The organism is Haloarcula sediminis (genome assembly GCF_035656455.1).
GTDB classification, from domain to species: domain Archaea; phylum Halobacteriota; class Halobacteria; order Halobacteriales; family Haloarculaceae; genus Haloarcula; species Haloarcula sediminis.
Genome location: NZ_JAYMGA010000014.1, coordinates 27,654 through 44,190 on the forward strand (window position 1 = coordinate 27,654; position 16,537 = coordinate 44,190).

Annotated in this window: 10 protein-coding genes and 3 pseudogenes; 8 read left to right on the plus strand and 5 right to left on the minus strand. The window is 49.6% G+C overall.

Translation table 11 applies throughout. The features are described 5' to 3' along the window. The first annotated feature begins 171 nt into the window (after positions 1 to 171). A complete protein-coding gene (locus VJ162_RS17755; RefSeq protein WP_324666131.1) occupies positions 172 to 1,413 on the plus strand; it encodes a glycosyltransferase family 2 protein in 1,242 nt (413 codons plus the stop codon). A gap of 667 nt (positions 1,414 to 2,080) precedes the next feature. On the opposite strand, the gene VJ162_RS17760 is transcribed toward VJ162_RS17755, so the two are convergent. Next, on the minus strand, positions 2,081 to 3,220 hold the full coding sequence (locus VJ162_RS17760; RefSeq protein ID WP_324666132.1) for a glycosyltransferase family 4 protein: 1,140 nt from the start codon (positions 3,218 to 3,220) through the stop codon (positions 2,081 to 2,083). Positions 3,221 to 3,340: 120 nt separating this feature from the next. On the opposite strand from VJ162_RS17760, the gene VJ162_RS17765 reads away from it, so the two are divergent. From VJ162_RS17765 to VJ162_RS17780, 4 genes and pseudogenes are all read left to right on the plus strand, one after another. Next, a complete protein-coding gene (locus VJ162_RS17765) occupies positions 3,341 to 4,585 on the plus strand; it encodes a sulfatase (RefSeq protein WP_324666133.1) in 1,245 nt (414 codons plus the stop codon). 65 nt (positions 4,586 to 4,650) lie between these two features. Next, complete coding sequence (locus VJ162_RS17770; RefSeq protein ID WP_324666135.1) at positions 4,651 to 5,766, plus strand: glycosyltransferase; 1,116 nt, start codon at positions 4,651 to 4,653, stop codon at positions 5,764 to 5,766. A 194-nt stretch (positions 5,767 to 5,960) separates the two neighbouring features. Further along, positions 5,961 to 7,049, plus strand: coding sequence for a glycosyltransferase family 4 protein (locus tag VJ162_RS17775; RefSeq protein ID WP_324666137.1), 1,089 nt, complete (start codon positions 5,961 to 5,963; stop codon positions 7,047 to 7,049). A 394-nt stretch (positions 7,050 to 7,443) separates the two neighbouring features. Then, positions 7,444 to 8,238 (plus strand): annotated as a pseudogene (locus VJ162_RS17780) (IS1595 family transposase). 45 nt (positions 8,239 to 8,283) lie between these two features. Here VJ162_RS17780 and VJ162_RS17785 read toward each other — a convergent pair. Beyond that, positions 8,284 to 9,336 (minus strand): glycosyltransferase family 4 protein, encoded by a 1,053-nt coding sequence (locus VJ162_RS17785; RefSeq protein WP_324666139.1) that lies wholly within the window; start codon positions 9,334 to 9,336, stop codon positions 8,284 to 8,286. A 145-nt stretch (positions 9,337 to 9,481) separates the two neighbouring features. Then, positions 9,482 to 10,882 (minus strand): sulfatase, encoded by a 1,401-nt coding sequence (locus VJ162_RS17790; RefSeq protein WP_324666140.1) that lies wholly within the window; start codon positions 10,880 to 10,882, stop codon positions 9,482 to 9,484. A gap of 122 nt (positions 10,883 to 11,004) precedes the next feature. On the opposite strand from VJ162_RS17790, the pseudogene VJ162_RS17795 reads away from it, so the two are divergent. The 3 genes and pseudogenes from VJ162_RS17795 to VJ162_RS17805 all read left to right on the plus strand — a co-directional run. Next, positions 11,005 to 11,319 (plus strand): annotated as a pseudogene (locus tag VJ162_RS17795) (IS5/IS1182 family transposase); the annotation flags it as partial. A 222-nt stretch (positions 11,320 to 11,541) separates the two neighbouring features. Next, positions 11,542 to 12,540: an IS110 family RNA-guided transposase gene (locus VJ162_RS17800; RefSeq protein ID WP_324666142.1), complete on the plus strand. Its 999-nt coding sequence runs from the start codon at positions 11,542 to 11,544 to the stop codon at positions 12,538 to 12,540. A gap of 284 nt (positions 12,541 to 12,824) precedes the next feature. Further along, positions 12,825 to 13,227 (plus strand): annotated as a pseudogene (locus VJ162_RS17805) (transposase). On the opposite strand, the gene VJ162_RS17810 reads toward VJ162_RS17805, so the two are convergent. After that, a protein-coding gene (locus tag VJ162_RS17810; RefSeq protein ID WP_324666144.1) for an IS630 family transposase occupies positions 13,224 to 14,224 on the minus strand; the annotation gives its coding sequence in 2 pieces (ribosomal slippage) (positions 13,224 to 13,732 and positions 13,732 to 14,224; 1,002 coding nt in all). The pseudogene VJ162_RS17805 and the gene VJ162_RS17810 overlap by 4 nt on opposite strands. Before the next feature lie 124 nt (positions 14,225 to 14,348). Beyond that, a complete protein-coding gene (locus VJ162_RS17815) occupies positions 14,349 to 15,788 on the minus strand; it encodes an oligosaccharide flippase family protein (RefSeq protein WP_324666145.1) in 1,440 nt (479 codons plus the stop codon). Between the last annotated feature and the right edge of the window lie 749 nt (positions 15,789 to 16,537).

The following is a 16,537-nucleotide window of genomic DNA, read 5'->3' on the forward strand; positions in this document are numbered from 1 at the left end:
CTGAATCCAACGGACAGTGTTGGCATGGCTGAAAAAGCAAGTTCTATATGAAATGCATTAACTTGTATTCGTAATGCATCGGTACTCGAATCGGCCGACCGATCCACTCCCTGCTCACTTTCCATCTCCGGAGATCTTGTTGGAAGATCCTGTACTGGTTGATTAATTGTTATGTCAGCGAACAGCGAACCCTCGGACGCCAAGTTTGAAGTTGAAAACAGTGACTTGGCACTGGAGGCTGACGAGTTGCTCTGTGGGCCAAACAGCGAGCAAACGCCCACGTTGAGCGTCGTCATGCCGACGCTGAACGAGGAATCCGGCATCAGAGAATGCATGGAACGAATCCGAACGGCGATCGTTGATCTGGGAATCTTAGCGGAGATTATCATCAGCGACAGCTCCACTGACAGAACGCCCGACATTGCACGGGAGATGGGCGCTATTGTAGTCGAACCGGACGAACCGGGGTACGGATACGCCTACCGTTACGCGTTCGCCCAGGCTCGTGGCAAGTATCTCGCGATGGGTGACGCTGATACGACATACGACTTTGAGGAACTTCCGAAACTCCTCAACCACCTCCACGACGAAAGCGCCGATATCGTCATGGGGAGTCGCCTGGAAGGAGAAATCAAAGCTGGTGCGATGCCAAACCTGCATCAGTATATCGGCAACCCTCTGTTGACAAAGTTCCTGAACGTGTTCTACGACGCCGGTGTGAGCGATGCGCACTCCGGATTCCGTGTGTTTACGCGCGACGCCCTGGAGACGCTTGATTTGGACTCTGACGGGATGGAGTTTGCCAGTGAGATGATTATGGACGCAAGCGTGAAGGACCTCAAAATCTCTGAAGTGCCGATTACCTACCACGAGCGCGAAGGTGAGGCCAAACTGGAGAGTTTCCAGGACGGGTGGCGCCACGTGAAGTTCATGCTCATCAACGCGCCGAGCTATCTGTTCTCAGTGCCTGGCCTGGCGATGTGTGGCGTTGGGCTATTCCTGATGGCGTTCTCGCTCACAGGGCAATCGATACAGGTGATTCCCACTGTCAGGCAACCGACGATACCGGGAATACGGTCGATGGTTACTGGATCTCTGCTGATGATTGTTGGCTATCAAATCGCGAGCAAAGGTCTATTTACCACTGTCGCTGGTGACCCGATTCGCCGTCCCGACGATCCGATTACGAACGTGATTGTTGAGCATCTCAGTTTGGAGCGCGGTGCAGCAATTGGACTCATGATACTGGGCAGTGGCGTGGCGTACGCCGCGTACTTGCTCTCACAGTGGTGGTTCATCGGATACGAAGCACTGCCTGCGCTGACTCACGATATCGCGGCGTTTACCGCAATTGTAATTGGTGTGCAGACTATGTTTGGCGCATTCTTCATAAGCGCTGTTGCGGACCGATAATCAATGTCTAGTTGCGGGCAACGAACGGGTTCTTATCTGTGGCAATGAGTGGTAAACCCGCCGCGCGATCAGGTGGGTACCCGACAGACAGGCACATAGACTGACCGGCAGTACCCGTCTGCAGTTGCACATAAGATCTCGGCTAACGCGTCGCGGAAGCCGTGGACTACATACTGGGTCGGCGTTGTGGGGCTAGTTGCTGTCAGCTCAGCAGCCCTGATGAAGGGTCCGGTCGATCTAGCGATCTACCCCGATGCCGTCTAATGATTCAACGGAGCCGATCACACAGGACGTGGGTCCTTGGATTACGACGTCACCCTGCCATCAGCCATCTTGAATATTATATAGTCTGTGGGAGACATTTGATTATGATGATCTATTGCTCGCCGCGCAATACATGCTATGTAGATCAGTAACAATGCAGACTATAATCAGAGGCTTTCACGTGAATCCACAAGCATTCCACAACAAACATCTTGTCCTCCCCGGATAAAAACGAAAGTCTGCGACGCTGGAAACTCGATGTTACTGTCTTCAACAGTAGATAATTCACGACTAAGAGCAGGGCGTGAGCTCTAAGACCGCAGTAGGAAGCGATGTTTGGGAATTCATAGACCAGCATCTTCATTGGTGGACACTATAATTGGTGTGGATTTTGGCTAGATTGCTACCAAGTCCCGTCGATGGCACGTTGGTAGGCTTGGAGCGCGTCGTCGGCGACGCGGTCCCAATCGTATCGACTGGCGCGCCTGATGGGGTCGGTTGGTGGGGTTTCGCCGTTAAGTGCTCGTCTGAGGTTGTAGGTAATCTCTTCGACGGTGGGTTTCGGGAGGAAGCCGGCGTCGCCAATAACTTCGCTGGCCGCTGATTCAGGGTGATCAGCGGCGATAACGGTGCAGTTGGCGGCCATCGCTTCGACGAACGTCATCCCGAAGCCCTCGCGGCTGGACGGTGATGCAAAGATGTCGGCGGCGCGCATGTGGCCGAGGACGTCTTCGTAGTCGTCAAGGAACCCAAGAAACTCGACACGGTCGGTGTGGGTCATCGACTCACATTTCTCTTCGAGGTACTCGCGTTCGGGACCTTCGCCCACGATACCTAGCGTGAGGTCGTGTGTGTCGGCGACTTCGTCGAAGGCATCGAGGAGGTAATCTACGTTCTTGTGTTCGATTAGTCTACCTGCGAAAAGAATATCGTATCCCTGCGTGGGGAGCGGGGCGCTTCTGACCTGCTTGACGTCAATGCCGTTCGGAACAATTTCGATTGTCTCACGCGCGGTCCCGATGGCGGCGAGGCGGTCGGCCGTGGTGGATGAAATAGCTATCGGATATTGGGGAGTACGAGCAGTAATATACTCAGTGAGCTTGCCGAAGGGGCTGAGGTGGCCGAGGTACTCCTCCCAGTAGTCGCTCCAGACTTCGTGCCAAGTCGTCACGAGAGGCGTGTCTGTACGGAGACTAGCGAGTTTCGTGGTGAGGACTGGAAAGTACGGGAACACATTGGTGACGACGACATCGTGTTCGTTGCGGCGGAGGTGTCTGCGGAGATGTGGGAGCGCTCGGGCCGAGAAGTCCAATGCTTCCGTGATGGAACGACGGTCTTCTGCGTAGAGGTCGGCTTCGGTAGCGACTGCGCGGAGCGTCATCCCCTCATGGGTGGTTTTCGAGGGGCCGTCCCAGAAGTGGCGGCCATAAATCGTGACGTCGTGGCCTTCGTTAGCAAGGCGGGTACCAATCTCGTGGATGCGTTTTTCCGCACCGCCGGTGACGAACGGATAAACCACGTTTGAGATGAAGGCCACGCGCATCGTTTAATAAGAGCAGATTCGGGGATAATGTTTTTTCGATGTGCCGACAGAGAGATGGGTCGTATCGTATCGAATTGGTTCGCGTAACACCTATATCCCGCCATGTTTTGGACTGATATGATGAGTGAGGACTGGGAGAACGTCATACTGCTTTCTGTGGACGCACTCCGCGTGGACCACCTCTCCTGTTACGGCTATCACCGCGAGACGTCACCTGTACTGGACGAACTCGCTGAGGAGAGCATTCAGTTCACAAACGCATATAGCGCGAGTTCACATACCCGCGAGGCAGTACCAGCATTATTGACGGGAAAATACCCTGATGTCGCTATCAACTCGGAGTACCACCTTGCTACTGACACGATCGCATCAGAACTCTCGAAAAGAGGATTTTCCACTGGCGGCTTTCATTCGAACCCATTTGTCTCACGGGCTTACGGCTTCAACCGAGGGTTCGATGTCTTCGACGACGATCTCCATCTCGGTCAGCACAAGTTGATTGCACTTGCACAACGAGCCCTTGATAAGTTTAGGAACCGCCATTATGCACGGGCTAGAGAGATTAACGAGCGCTCTTTGAAGTGGGTGGATTCGCTTGATTCCGAGGACCCGTTCTTTCTCTGGAACCACTATATGGATACGCACGGACCATACGAGCCGCCGGGAGAGTATGCGACGCTGTACGCTGACCACGGACTGTCCGCTCGAGATGCTCAATCGCTATACCAGCGGGCCATCGCCGATCCCGAGTCGATTACCGACGATGAACGACGGCTATTGATTAATTTGTACGATGGCGAAATTCGATATAATGACGAGCAGATTGGTTTATTTCTCGATGAGCTGAAGCAGCGCGGGCTGCTTGAGGAATCGCTCGTAATCGTGACGGCCGACCATGGAGACGCGTTCGGTGAACACGGGTATTACGAACATCCGCGATACCTGCACGACGAGATTACGCATGTGCCACTGCTTGTTTGGTTGCCAGAAAGTAAAAATGAGACGGTGGACGCGCCTTTGAGCACGCTGGACATCGGCACGATGATACAGTCCGGCTCGAGCGATTATCTATTGAACGAACTGGCAGCAGACCGGCGTATATTCTCCCAAGTTCGGGGCGAAGGTGAGAATTGTCATCTGCGACGGTATGCGGTTCGAACTCGGGATAATAAATGTTTCGCCGAACGGGACACGATTGCAGGGACGATAGAGGTAACCGAGTCTACAGATGTCAAGCTTCACCAAGAGCTGAAAACCCATATAGAGAGGCGCGTATCCGTCGAGAACGATGGCGAAGCTGAGAATAACGAAGATGCTAACGAAGAGATCGAACGACGGCTGAGTGCACTTGGGTACAAAGAGTAATACAATGATAGGGCCACAATAGAAAAAATCGGTCTATTCTGCTATTATTTGATGTCAGATTAGCTATGTCAAGGGTTCCAATTAAAGGGGATACGTCAGCAAGCACCAATGAAGAATACGATATTCTCCTAATACAGGATCGGCTTACTGCCCCAGGTGGCGGCGAGCGCGTTGCTTATCACATCTGGAAGGAGTTTGACTGTGATATCGTTACTGGTGCGTTCGAACCAGAGTCTACGTACGAATTCGACCCGCTGGACGTAACAGAACTTGGTGGGAATACCTTCAATGAGTTCATGAAAGCTCGGAACAGTATCGAATGGAATTCTTACGATGTCGCGATTTTTTCAGGTAATCGTCCACAATTTTCGCTCTGGAGAAAGATTAACATACCGACAATCCGATATTGCCACTCCCCGGCTCGAGTCTTCTGGTCACTTCGTGATGTTGCCTACCGAGACAGTTCCATGATAGGGAAACTTGCCCGCCACGCTGTAGCACCGATGTATCGGAACTTAGATCGATGGCTCGCTGGACGTCACGACCACATTCTGACCAATAGTCACAATATCCGGAGTCAAGTAGATAGATTCTACGGACTTGACGCGGATGTCCTGCACCCACCCGTGGATACCGACGACTATTGGTTCAAGGAAAGTGGTGACTTCTGGCTTACTGTCAGCCGATTGGTTCCGAAAAAAAGGATACGTGAACAGATAGAGGCTTTCGAAGGTACAGACGAACGACTCCATATCGTTGGTGGGGTCGATGAACAGTTCCAAGAATATGGAGAATATGTAACAGAGCGTGCTAAAACGGCTGAAAACGTCAAAATAAGTGGTTTTATACCTGACGAAGATCTTCGGGAACTGTACGCATGTTGTAAAGGTGTTATTTATTTCCCCTTCTACGAAGACTTCGGCATCGTACCCATCGAAGCAATGGCTAGTGGGAAGCCGGTTATCGCTGCTGCCGAAGGTGGCCCCCTCGAAACAATCACAAATGACACTACAGGGTGGCTTATTAAGCCTTCCTCAGATAAACTACAGTCCGTCATCACCCGTCAATTCGATATTGAATCATATCGTCGAGCCTGCCAAGTTCGTGCTAGAAGTTTCGACGTTGATCAGTTTTGTAGTGAACTTGAGACGCATTTGGGAAATGCGCTTCAAACAAAGTGAATCTCAGAACCAATGAAAATATGACTGGATAGCTATATTTAAATTCCACATCTGCAAAAACCACTATCTAAATGTCAAAAGCCCATCAATTTGGCGTAAAATAGGAAGATATTGTATAGAGATGCCATTTGTTGGCGGTTCGTACCAAAAGCATAAAATATGTTGGTTCTACTGGTTAGAACCGTGACACTGCTATGAAGGTTGGTATCTATTTAGGATCTCTTGAGGATAATCCGAGGAATATCGAAAAACAACTCATCTCCTGGGGAGGTTATCTCTCTGAATTCGAATTAGAGGTATTCGGTTCGGCCCCTCTTCCCGACGCCGCTGTAGAAGATTATAAACATGTGAAAACCACAAAACGTCAGCCTAAGAACCCAGCAGGCAAAATCGCCGCGGCCTTTTTAGACACCAGAGAATACATACAGCGGCGTGACCCAGATGTTGTTGTTCAAATATGGTGTTACCTGACGCACGGACCTGGAGTGACGCTTGCTGCACACCACTCAAATACTGCCTCTGTCGTTCGATTCTCTGGGGATCACTTCGCCGAGTTCCGCGCTTTCAATGGTTTCGAAGCGATCCTCGCGTTCGCCCTCCACAACTTAGTGGGACGGTTGCCTCTCCGTCTTGCAGATGAGGTAATTGCGCTCGGACCTGAAGGGAAAGTGTCTGTCATTGACCGTGGTGCATCCGAATCTTCGGTGACAGTGCTCCCCCCCGCGGTTAGTGCCGAAAATCGTTTCTGCCCAACAAACGACAGGTTGTCCGTCCGCAAAGGATTGAATTTACCCACCGATCGACGCGTCGCTCTCTACGTTGGCCGACTCTCGGACCGGAAGGGTATGGGCTTTCTTGAAGAAGTGATTACTGGCGTTACAGAGGACGATGATGTACTTTTTGTTGTCGTAGGTGACGGTGAGTATGCAAATGTATTCAGGAATCAGTTTTCTTCGGATGTAGTCCGTCTTCCAGGTCACATACCATACTCCGACATTCATCGGTACTATCAAGCTGCAGACTTGTACATTCATCCGTCCCCCTACGAAGGGATCCCGCTTGTAATTCTTGAAGCTCTAAAATGCGAGGTACCAGTCCTTGCACGGGACGCCGGAGATATCAAATATTTGACTGGCAGTACTGTCAACACACCATGCGAAATGGTTGACGCAATTGTCAACTGTCAGTATGAATGGCGATGGGAACACCGCGAGAAGTTCTTGGACGACTATCAGTCACAGACACTTAAACGCGTTCTCAAACATGCAGTCACTAAAGACTAGCATCACAGACCGAATTCAAGAGCTCATATGTTGGTCATCGAGGAAGTCACTACGTAGTTCGAAGAAGTATAGAATCTCCTCGACCTGAAGTTTCTCGGACAATAGGAGGCCCAGCTGTTGTTGGCAATTCTCAGTGCGGGAAACTACACAAGTGCAATGATTGTCGTCGGGTTCAGAGAATACGACATCTTAAATATATGTGAGATTTATCAGCTATCTAAAATCAAAAACAACTGTTTTCCCTTCTAAATAAAATTAATCGCTCTTGGGTAGGAGATTGTTGGTCGGGTCCTGGCTGTAGCTAGAAGTCGTAGCGGACAAGGGTGGCACGAACGCGCACCCGACGAAGCATGATCCACTCGAGACGTTCGTCTCGGAGCGTCGGGCAGCGAATATGCTGTCACCGATTCGCTGGCGCGACGGCGTCTATTGGGCGTTTCAGCGGTACCTATGAAAGAATTGCGACCGCACGTTCAATGACCAGACAGGCACGGATTTGACCACTCAGCAGTCGCTCTCCGGAAGTGGTTTTCCGTCATCTACACCCGTTTCAATACGAGCTTTAGGCAGTTAGACGTAGAAATAGACGCTTCGTAGAAATCGGTTTACCGGCGCGTCCAGCGTTCCTGCGAGCGCTGGACGCGTCTCAACTCCAACTCGAAAACCCAGTTGAAATCGATGAACTGTACATTAAAGCCGGACTCATAGGTTGCGAGCGCGACGGCGCGTCGCGCTCGCGTGGCCTGTCCACGCGCGGACGAGGTACGTACACTGAGGACAAGCCACCGGTGTTCATTATAGCTGACCGCGGAAGCGGCGACCGTTATATGCTGCCAGCGAAAGCCGCTGACGAGTCGACGATTCGACTCCTGCTCGCCGACCGCAGAGAGGAGTCGCTAACCGTCTATACCGACGGCTTTCGAGCATACGAACCATTTGACGAGGACGACGCATTAGCTCGCGAATACGTCGTCCGCGGCGACGGCGAATACACTGATGGAGACGTTCACGTCAACACCTGCGAGAGCCACAAATCGTTGGCGCGACCCTGGCTCTCGCCCCATCGAGGCATCTCCAAGGACAAGTTGATACCGTATCTCAGAATGCTCCAACTTCGTCGTCGTGTCTTTCGAAAATGGGGAAAGAAGCGCTCAAAACCACCCTCGAAACTGTTTTAATTCACCAATAATCTACGCCACAAGAGTGAACTTTTGAATTTATTTAACATTTAAATCTAGATGAAAGCTCGTAAATAGATATCTTCATATTTTTTACCAATTATGTCGAAAGTGTGATTATTTCGGATATATTGACAGGCTTCCTCTCCTAGTTCATCATGTTCAGCCATAACACGCCGTGCGTTTGTTACCAATGATTCTATATCACCAATAGGGCTGAGATAACCCGTTTTGCCATTTTGAACTAACTCCGCCATTGAAGTCGCATGATAGCCCAAAACTGGTTTGCCAGATGCCATGGCCTCAAGAACTACGTTAGGACATCCCTCAAGCGTAGTTGGGAAAAGAAGTGCTGTGCTATTGGCGTAGATCTTCGGCAACTCCACCTTTGGTATCCTACCTACTACGTTGACATTCTCAAGTTTCTTAGCCTGCTGTTCAAGCTCCTCGCGGAGCGGACCATCCCCAATAATAAGGAACTCTGCATTTGGAATTCTTTCAGCAACTTTGATAACATCTTTAGGACGTTTGCGGGGATCTAGTGAACCAACGAACAGAAAAACCGAACGCTCATAACCGCCAATCTGTTTGATCATCTCTGGCATTTCATGTTTCGGATGGAACATATCAGCTGAAACCCCATTGTAAATAACGTGAGGATTAATATCGAAATGCTCATTAACGGTACGTGCCGTAGAGCGACTGACAGCAGTTGTCACGTCAGCCATTTCCGAAAGCTTCTTTCGATATTTTGTCGGAAACTTTGAATCCGGGTCGACATCAATCCGGAATGTATGAACATGTTTGATGTTTGGATTTCTTATTGCCGTTAGGATTCTAGTATAATAGTGCATAGGTACGATACCTCCCGTATGGATTAGATCGAAATCTGATAGGGTTGTTGTCGCCCAAGCTATCTTCCTGCGCAAGGAACCAGCGCTGTGGGCGGGAACACAATGAACGTTGTCAACATTATATTCCGGGTTCTTTCCCTGCCAGAATGCTGTATAATATAGTTCATTATTTGATGAGTGGGGTAAAAATCCTTTGAATAGGTTTGGAATAGGGCCATCAGACCCAATAAAATATGGGAGATATACATTTTTCATATTTTATAAACAATACTTGTCAGGAACTTATCGTTTTTATTGTGGAAATTTCTGGTGTTAAGCAGCAATTGATTTGGAACGGCATCCACATTAGATAGACACTCATTAATATATGATGATGTTAACAACATAATTAAATTTTCTGTCATTCCAAATACCCGAGATCTTTTAAATGTTCCTCGGTAGTGCTATCCATTGAAAACGAGTATTCTTCAGACTTATATTCCCACTGATCGAATAACCGACGGAACTCAAGTTTCTTTTCATTCATGTGTTTGATATTATTGTGGACTTCACCATTATCAACATCAAAGAGAATCTCTTTCGGTGAATTAATATAGTGGAACATGTTTTGGAGGAATTTAATTTTATCAGAATTAAATTCCTTTCTCATATCAGTTATATCTTTTAGTTCTAATCGAATATATTTGTAGTGCTTATCTCGGATACTGTGGAATATTCCTGGACTCATAAGCAACGGTGTACTGGAATATACATATTGATTCACCTCCTCCTTGTTCTCAATTGACTTCCTGAGAGATTTCCCCTGAAATCGACTTTCCGGTTTCATATCTGGGTGAGCGTCAAGAAGAGTAGGGGCTATGTCGATGGACTGAGCAAGGTGTGGTATATTCTGTCCCAGGTTCTCTATGTCTGATTCACGACTGAATTTAAATATCAGTGGGATATGCAACAACTCATCGAAAGGAATAACGGATTGATGGCCAACCCAGTTGCTTTCTTCACTAATCGAAGTCTTTAGCAATAAACTATCAGGCAAAACCCGACTGACTACACTTTCTGCATATTTATTTATATGTTCAAGGCGCGAGTGTTCCTCGAATAGTTCCCCATGATCACTAGTTACTACTATCGTGGTGTCGTCATAGATATCGTTCGATTTCAAATAATCAATTACCTTCCCGAATTCAGAATCATTATAACGAATATTTTCGTCATAGGAATTTATCACCTGTTGTTTTGAGTGGTGATTTTTAAGATTTTCGACAGTAGGGTCAAAATCATCCTGTTCAACGAAGTGACGTTGGTGATTATTGGGAACACGGTATGGATGGTGTGTACCATCCGTCCAGACAATCAAAAAGAAAGGGTCCTCTGAATTATTTTCAATCCAATCAATGGCGTTCGATGTTATTCGTTGAGCCAATTCAGCCTCAGACAAACTTCCGTTCCCATATAGACACACGTAATCATCGAATTCCGGATAGTAATCTTCGTTTATTGCAGCAGCAGTTGTGATACAGCCAGTATTATATCCTAGATTTGTAAACGATTGTGCGACGCTCTCTACAGAATCGTTCGATTTATATAGGAAACCGTTTCGATGGTTTAGAGGATAAAGTGAAGTTAAGATAGAACCTGCAGATGGACCTGTCCAAAATGCTTGGGAGAATGCATTGGTAAAACAAACTCCCTCTGATGCGAGTGAATCAATAGTTGGTGTCGTCGCTCGTGGATATCCTGTATGCGAAATGTGATCGCCTCGTAAGGAATCAAAAACCCAGAGAATACAATTCGGCTTCATCATTTAGGGCTTCATGCGAATAGGTAAGTACCTTTCCAATATACGGCTCTGGTGAATCGCTGGATAGCGTCGGTTTCGACCGTCAGAACCAGGAAGTTGAAGCGGGAAACCGCCGATGGTCTATGTCGAAGATCTCCCGCTTCACAAAGAAAGCGGTCCAGTTAGCTAAAAATGCTGTTGGTGAGCGAGGCGAAGTCGCCGCCCCCGAAGGGGGTGGCGGCTTCGCCGAGTATGCGGTGGTGTCGCTGCATTGTCTGCGGGTTTACCTGGAAAAATCCTACCGAGAAGCTCTTGATTTGCTGAGTGAGATGCCACAAATACTCGGGGAGATAGGCCTCAACGCGGCTGATCTCCCCGACCACTCCACGCTAGTCAAGTGGTTTGACAGAATCAAGACCGCGCTCTGGCGAGTGCTGCTGCGCCTCTCGGCGCAGCTGACTCGATGGAAACGCTGCTACTCCATGAGAGCGTGAAACAAATATGGGGCGCAAGAGACCGAGGCTCGTGCCGTGCCATAGAGCACGTGCAGCTGACTGGTCCGTGTGCGAAAGAAGCCGAGTCATGGGCGCTACAGCCCGGATGCCGCGGGGCGCGGCATCCGGGAAAGCCCGAATAGGTGCATCTCTGCTTCACGCACTGGCGTCCCGGGTGAACAGACTATGTACCTCGGAATTGATGTCCACAAACGGTACGCACAGGTGGCAGTAATGGATGAGGCCGGTGAGATCGTCGAAGAGGTTCGCGTCGAGAACGCGAACCTCGACGACCTCGCCCAGCGGTACGCTGGTGCCGAAGCCGCAATCGAAGCGACCGGCAATTACTACCACATCCACGATACGCTGTCGGAACATTTGGATGTGACTGTCGCTCACCCGAAGGAGCTGAATCAGATCGCTGACACCGACAAGAAAACTGATCGCGTCGACGCTAAAGAACTAGCGCGGATGGTACGGTTGGACTCCGTCCCCGAAAGCTACGTTCCAACCGACGAAGTCAGGGAAGCCCGCGCACTCGTGCGCGGGCGACAGACGTTGGTCGAAAACCGTACCAAGTACGCAAACAAGATTCACGGGCTTCTCTCCGATCACGGTATTACCGAAGACGTGAAGCCCCTGACCAAGGAGGGACGAGAGTTCCTGCGGGAACTCTCGCTCCCGACGCCGTGGGACTCGCTGCTAGAGTCGTACATTGAGTTGATAGAGACGCTCACCGAAGAGATTCGCAATCTGGAGGAGACGATCGAAGAACGCGCTGGGTCTCTAAAGGAGACTCAGCTGCTGATGACGATTCCCGGCGTGAGTTACTATACGGCGTTGACGATTTACGCCGAGTTAGGCGAAATAAGTCGGTTTGACGGTGATAAATCGGTCGTCAGTTATGTCGGATTGAACCCGGTGATCCGCGAGTCAGGCGACTCGCGGATCGAGGGGAGTATTTCGAAACGTGGATCGGGTCGTGTCCGGTGGTTGCTCGTCCAGGCTGCCAACACAGCGGTTCACACCTGTAACGATGAGTACCTAAGCCGCTTCTATGAGCGGCTAGCAAGCCGGAAGAACTCACAGAAGGCGATTGTAGCCTGTGCTCGGAAAATGCTGGTATCGATTTACCACATGCTAGACCGAGGCGAGGTATACGATCCACCTGACGTGAGTGCGTAGACGAGGGAACTGAGGGCCGCCCGCCTGGCGGCCCTCAGTGGCCGGTCGGGGCCAGCGTTAGCGACAGCTATCGCCCGACTGCGACCGCACCGCCTGAAGATATCGGCCGCCTGCCGGTTGGGAGAACAGCAGATTACAGGACAGCGTAACCATTTTGTCGAAAACGGTGGTTTGTCTAGATAGCAGCGTTTCCATAGGTGCCGGTTGGGAGAACAGCAGATTACAGGACAGCGTAACCATTTTGTCGAAAACGGTGGTTTGTCTAGATAGCAGCGTTTCCATAGGTGCAGCCGAGCGATCACGCTGCCATCGACGCGACGTTTTTCGACCGGGAAAACGCGAGCAAACACTACTGTCGCCGGACAAATTACCGGGTTCAGACGCTCAAAGCAACTGCTCTCGTCGACACAGAAAGCCAAGCAATTCTGGACGTTCACTGTACTACTGAGAAACGCCACGACACGCAGTTCGGCTGGCGACAAAGGCTACGACTGGATGGACTTATGCGACAAACTCCGCGAAGAGGACGTAAGGCCGCTGATCAAACATCGTGAGTTCCGGCCCATCGATAACGCGCGGATTAGTGGACCTCTATACCGCCAGAGATCGATGTGTGAGACTGTCTTCTCCACGATCAAGCGCAGGCTCGGCGACGAGGTGCGTGCGCGAACCTATAGTACTAGTTAGAAGTAATTGCTGATTTCTGGTACTGAAAGTTGTTGGAGAGCGGTGTCGATCGCCGTTGTCAGTTCGTCGAGTGAGTCGAAAAATCGATTGCTCAGAGCGGTTTGTAGCTGTCTCCAGCACTCCTCGACCGGATTTAATTCTGGTGAGTATGGTGGAAGCGTGACGAAGGCGAGGTCGTCACGGGCCGCCAGGTCCGTGACGGCCGATGCCTGGAAGTACGGCGCTCCGTCCAGCACGACGAGCAAATCATCTTCGAATTCTTTACATAATGCAAGAATGAAATGTTTCGCGTGTTCAGCGGTCACGTACTCATCGAATCGGGAGAAAAAGCGATCACCGTTCTCAGTGATCGCGCCCAGCAAACACGTCCAATCGCGCTGTCCGGATAATTTAACGGTGGGCCGCGTGCCGCGCGGAAACCACGCGGCACGCGGCTCAACTTGCACGGATTTCTTGGTTTGGTCGATACAGACTACGGTGGCGTCCATCTCTCGCTGCTTTTTTTGAGCTCATCGTGAAACTCGTCTTGCTCGTCTTCATCAGCTTCAGCGGCTGAGCGGCGTGGTTTCTGATAACTCAACCCTGCTTCTTTCAGCAACCGCCGGCAACTCGGGAGTGAGTACTCAACGCCGTACTTTTCGTCAAGAAACTGTCGGACGAGCGCCGGCGTCCACGCCGGCGCGTCGATCCCGACTTCTTTGGGTGGGTCGTGAACGGTTTCTTCGAACTCTTGTTGCTGTGATTCTGAAAGCTTTCTATTTCTACCAGAGCGATTATTATTCGAGACGGCGTGCTCAAGCGACTCGTCAGTGTCGAGTCGCTTGAGCCAATTGTAGATTGTTTTCTGGTGAACGCCGTACCACTCGGCTAGCTCATCTTGCGCGACACCGTTCTTGTACGCGATAGCCGCTAACAACCGTTCAGTCGGCTTCTTCCCCTCCACGTTGTCGAGAGCATCTTGCAGCTCTTCGATGGAGATCTCGTCGAGGTGCTCCACTAACTACTACAACAACTCTTTAGCAAATAATTCTAACGACTACTATAGTACGGTGAATTTCGTGAAATCGTCCTGATGTGTGTCGTTCACAACATCAAGCGGTCTCTGAAACAGTGAAATCAAGCTACGTCTTGCGATTCACCACTGTAACAATTTTAGCGTTCTCGCTAGTTTTCAAACCGCCAACCAAAATAAAGATGGCCCCAAACGAGATTGCACCGATAGGTGGGTAAAGCCCCAATTTCCACAACCAATACTCAATGGTGAGAAGATGCAGGATAGCTACCATCCCAATCGTCGCAAGTATGGAATATCCGATTCCCTGTATTGGTATTTGTATATTGAGGTGCTCGTCCACATAGTAGTATAGCCAGCCGGTTCGAATGCAGAACGCCATCAATGTCGCGACAGCCGCTCCAATCATTCCAATTGTAGGAATCAGAGCGACGTTCAGTACAAGATTGACTAGGACTGCAGCGACAGTGATTCTCGCGATACGTTTGGTTTCCTCTGCAGCAGTAAGTGGGTAGGAGAGCGAAAATTCCAATCCTTGCAACGAAAAGGCAATAGCTAAAATTGGAATCAAGACCGCACCCTGTCTCGCGATGGTTGGCGTCGAAATAAAGCGGAGTACAGAGTCAGCCAAGAGTGTTAAACCGATAATCGCTGGAATTGATAATATCCCGTACCATCGTAGAAAGACCGTATAGAATCTCGATAACTGGCCGAATTCTTCATTTTCCCAGGCAGCGGTTACGTTTGGGTAAAGCGTCCCATTAAATATTCCAATCAGTGACGGAAAAACCGTCGTTACAGAATACGCAGCCGTATAAACACCAGTTGCAACCGGGCCGAGGAAATACAGTAGAAGAAATTTATCCGCATGATGTAAGAGTGAACCAGCAACCTCCTTTGGTATCATCGGAACTCCATATCGAAGATATTTAAGATAATTGGTCGGATTTGGAAGCCGGTCAATATAATGGCGATAGACGCCAAGCAATAGCAGGCCAAACCCGATTGCCACTCCTACTAAGGCCCACAGTGCGGAGACAAGATCCCGGAGGTACCAAAATACTGCTACGAGAGTACCGGTTTCTACTATTTTTCGACCTGCACTTAGGAACTCGAAGTGTTTGACTTGTTGTTGAGCTCGAGGAAAATTTAGAAGAATACTGGTAGGGATTCTTGCGCCAATTAATAAACCTACCGGGACAATAAGCCCACGAGGAAGCGATTCGACACCGAAAACAGACTTGTATCCAAGCGCTACAACCGTAACGATCAGCGCAATAGAAGCCGCCGCCATCGAGGCCAAGGACAATACATCAGTGAACGTTTGATTCGTTTCAGTCTCAGAATAGCGAATGAGTGCCCCGTGAAGATGCATCCCACCAACTGTAGTTATAAGCCCAACAAATGACAGGACTGTGGCCCAGATCCCATACTCCGCCTCACCGATATATCGTGTGATAATTGGAATAACTACTAGGCCGGCAAGTATCGAGATCGCAGATCGAATCAATGAAGTGCCAGCATCTGAGAGAATCCGCCGATAGTTCATCGGTGAAAAATGAGTACTGCCTACCTCTTAATCGTGTTGAGATCACACTATAAGGATACATCCACCACAAAAACGCCTCAGAGTAATGTGTTACTGATGTTTCCCACAGTGGCAGTAGTTGTCCTCACTACTGTAAACCCACCTGCTGCAACCTTGTGGATATGATTATCAGCAATTTTGTTGTAATCGGCGTTGCTCGTTTCTTTGATCCCGTACTCTTGAGTAGCAGTGCTGGCGTGTCAGTGCAAACCCCCGATAGTGTTGCTGACGCACCCATTTCAATTGGTGCCGTCAATTAACAAAGTGACTGAGTATGTCCCGGTAGATGACTTGGGATTTAGTTACATAAAATTATGAAGTAGATATAAATTAATCAACTATTAATTTAATCTTGTTCAAATTAAGTGAACCAATTTCTGCGGATTATATGCTTTGCATTGCCAGCGTTACCGTAGGTGTCTCCGGCCGGCGTCAGCTTCAGGCCAACGTCCGAGCCGTCTTCAAGTATCTTATCCGTAATTGCACTATCTCGCCTGCCAGCGATTAGAATACCATACGGTTGATGCCGCCCGGATTACTAGACACGCTTGCCACGTAGACGCCGCCGACAAGGTGGATTATCAAAAACAAGGCACTGTAGTTTCGCTAGACGCAACAGCTACGACTGCGTTATCTCGGTAGAAAGCGAAGAGACAGATTGGTTTGACATCCGAAATCCGTCTCTTCACTCGTGTTACGGTCGCTAAAGC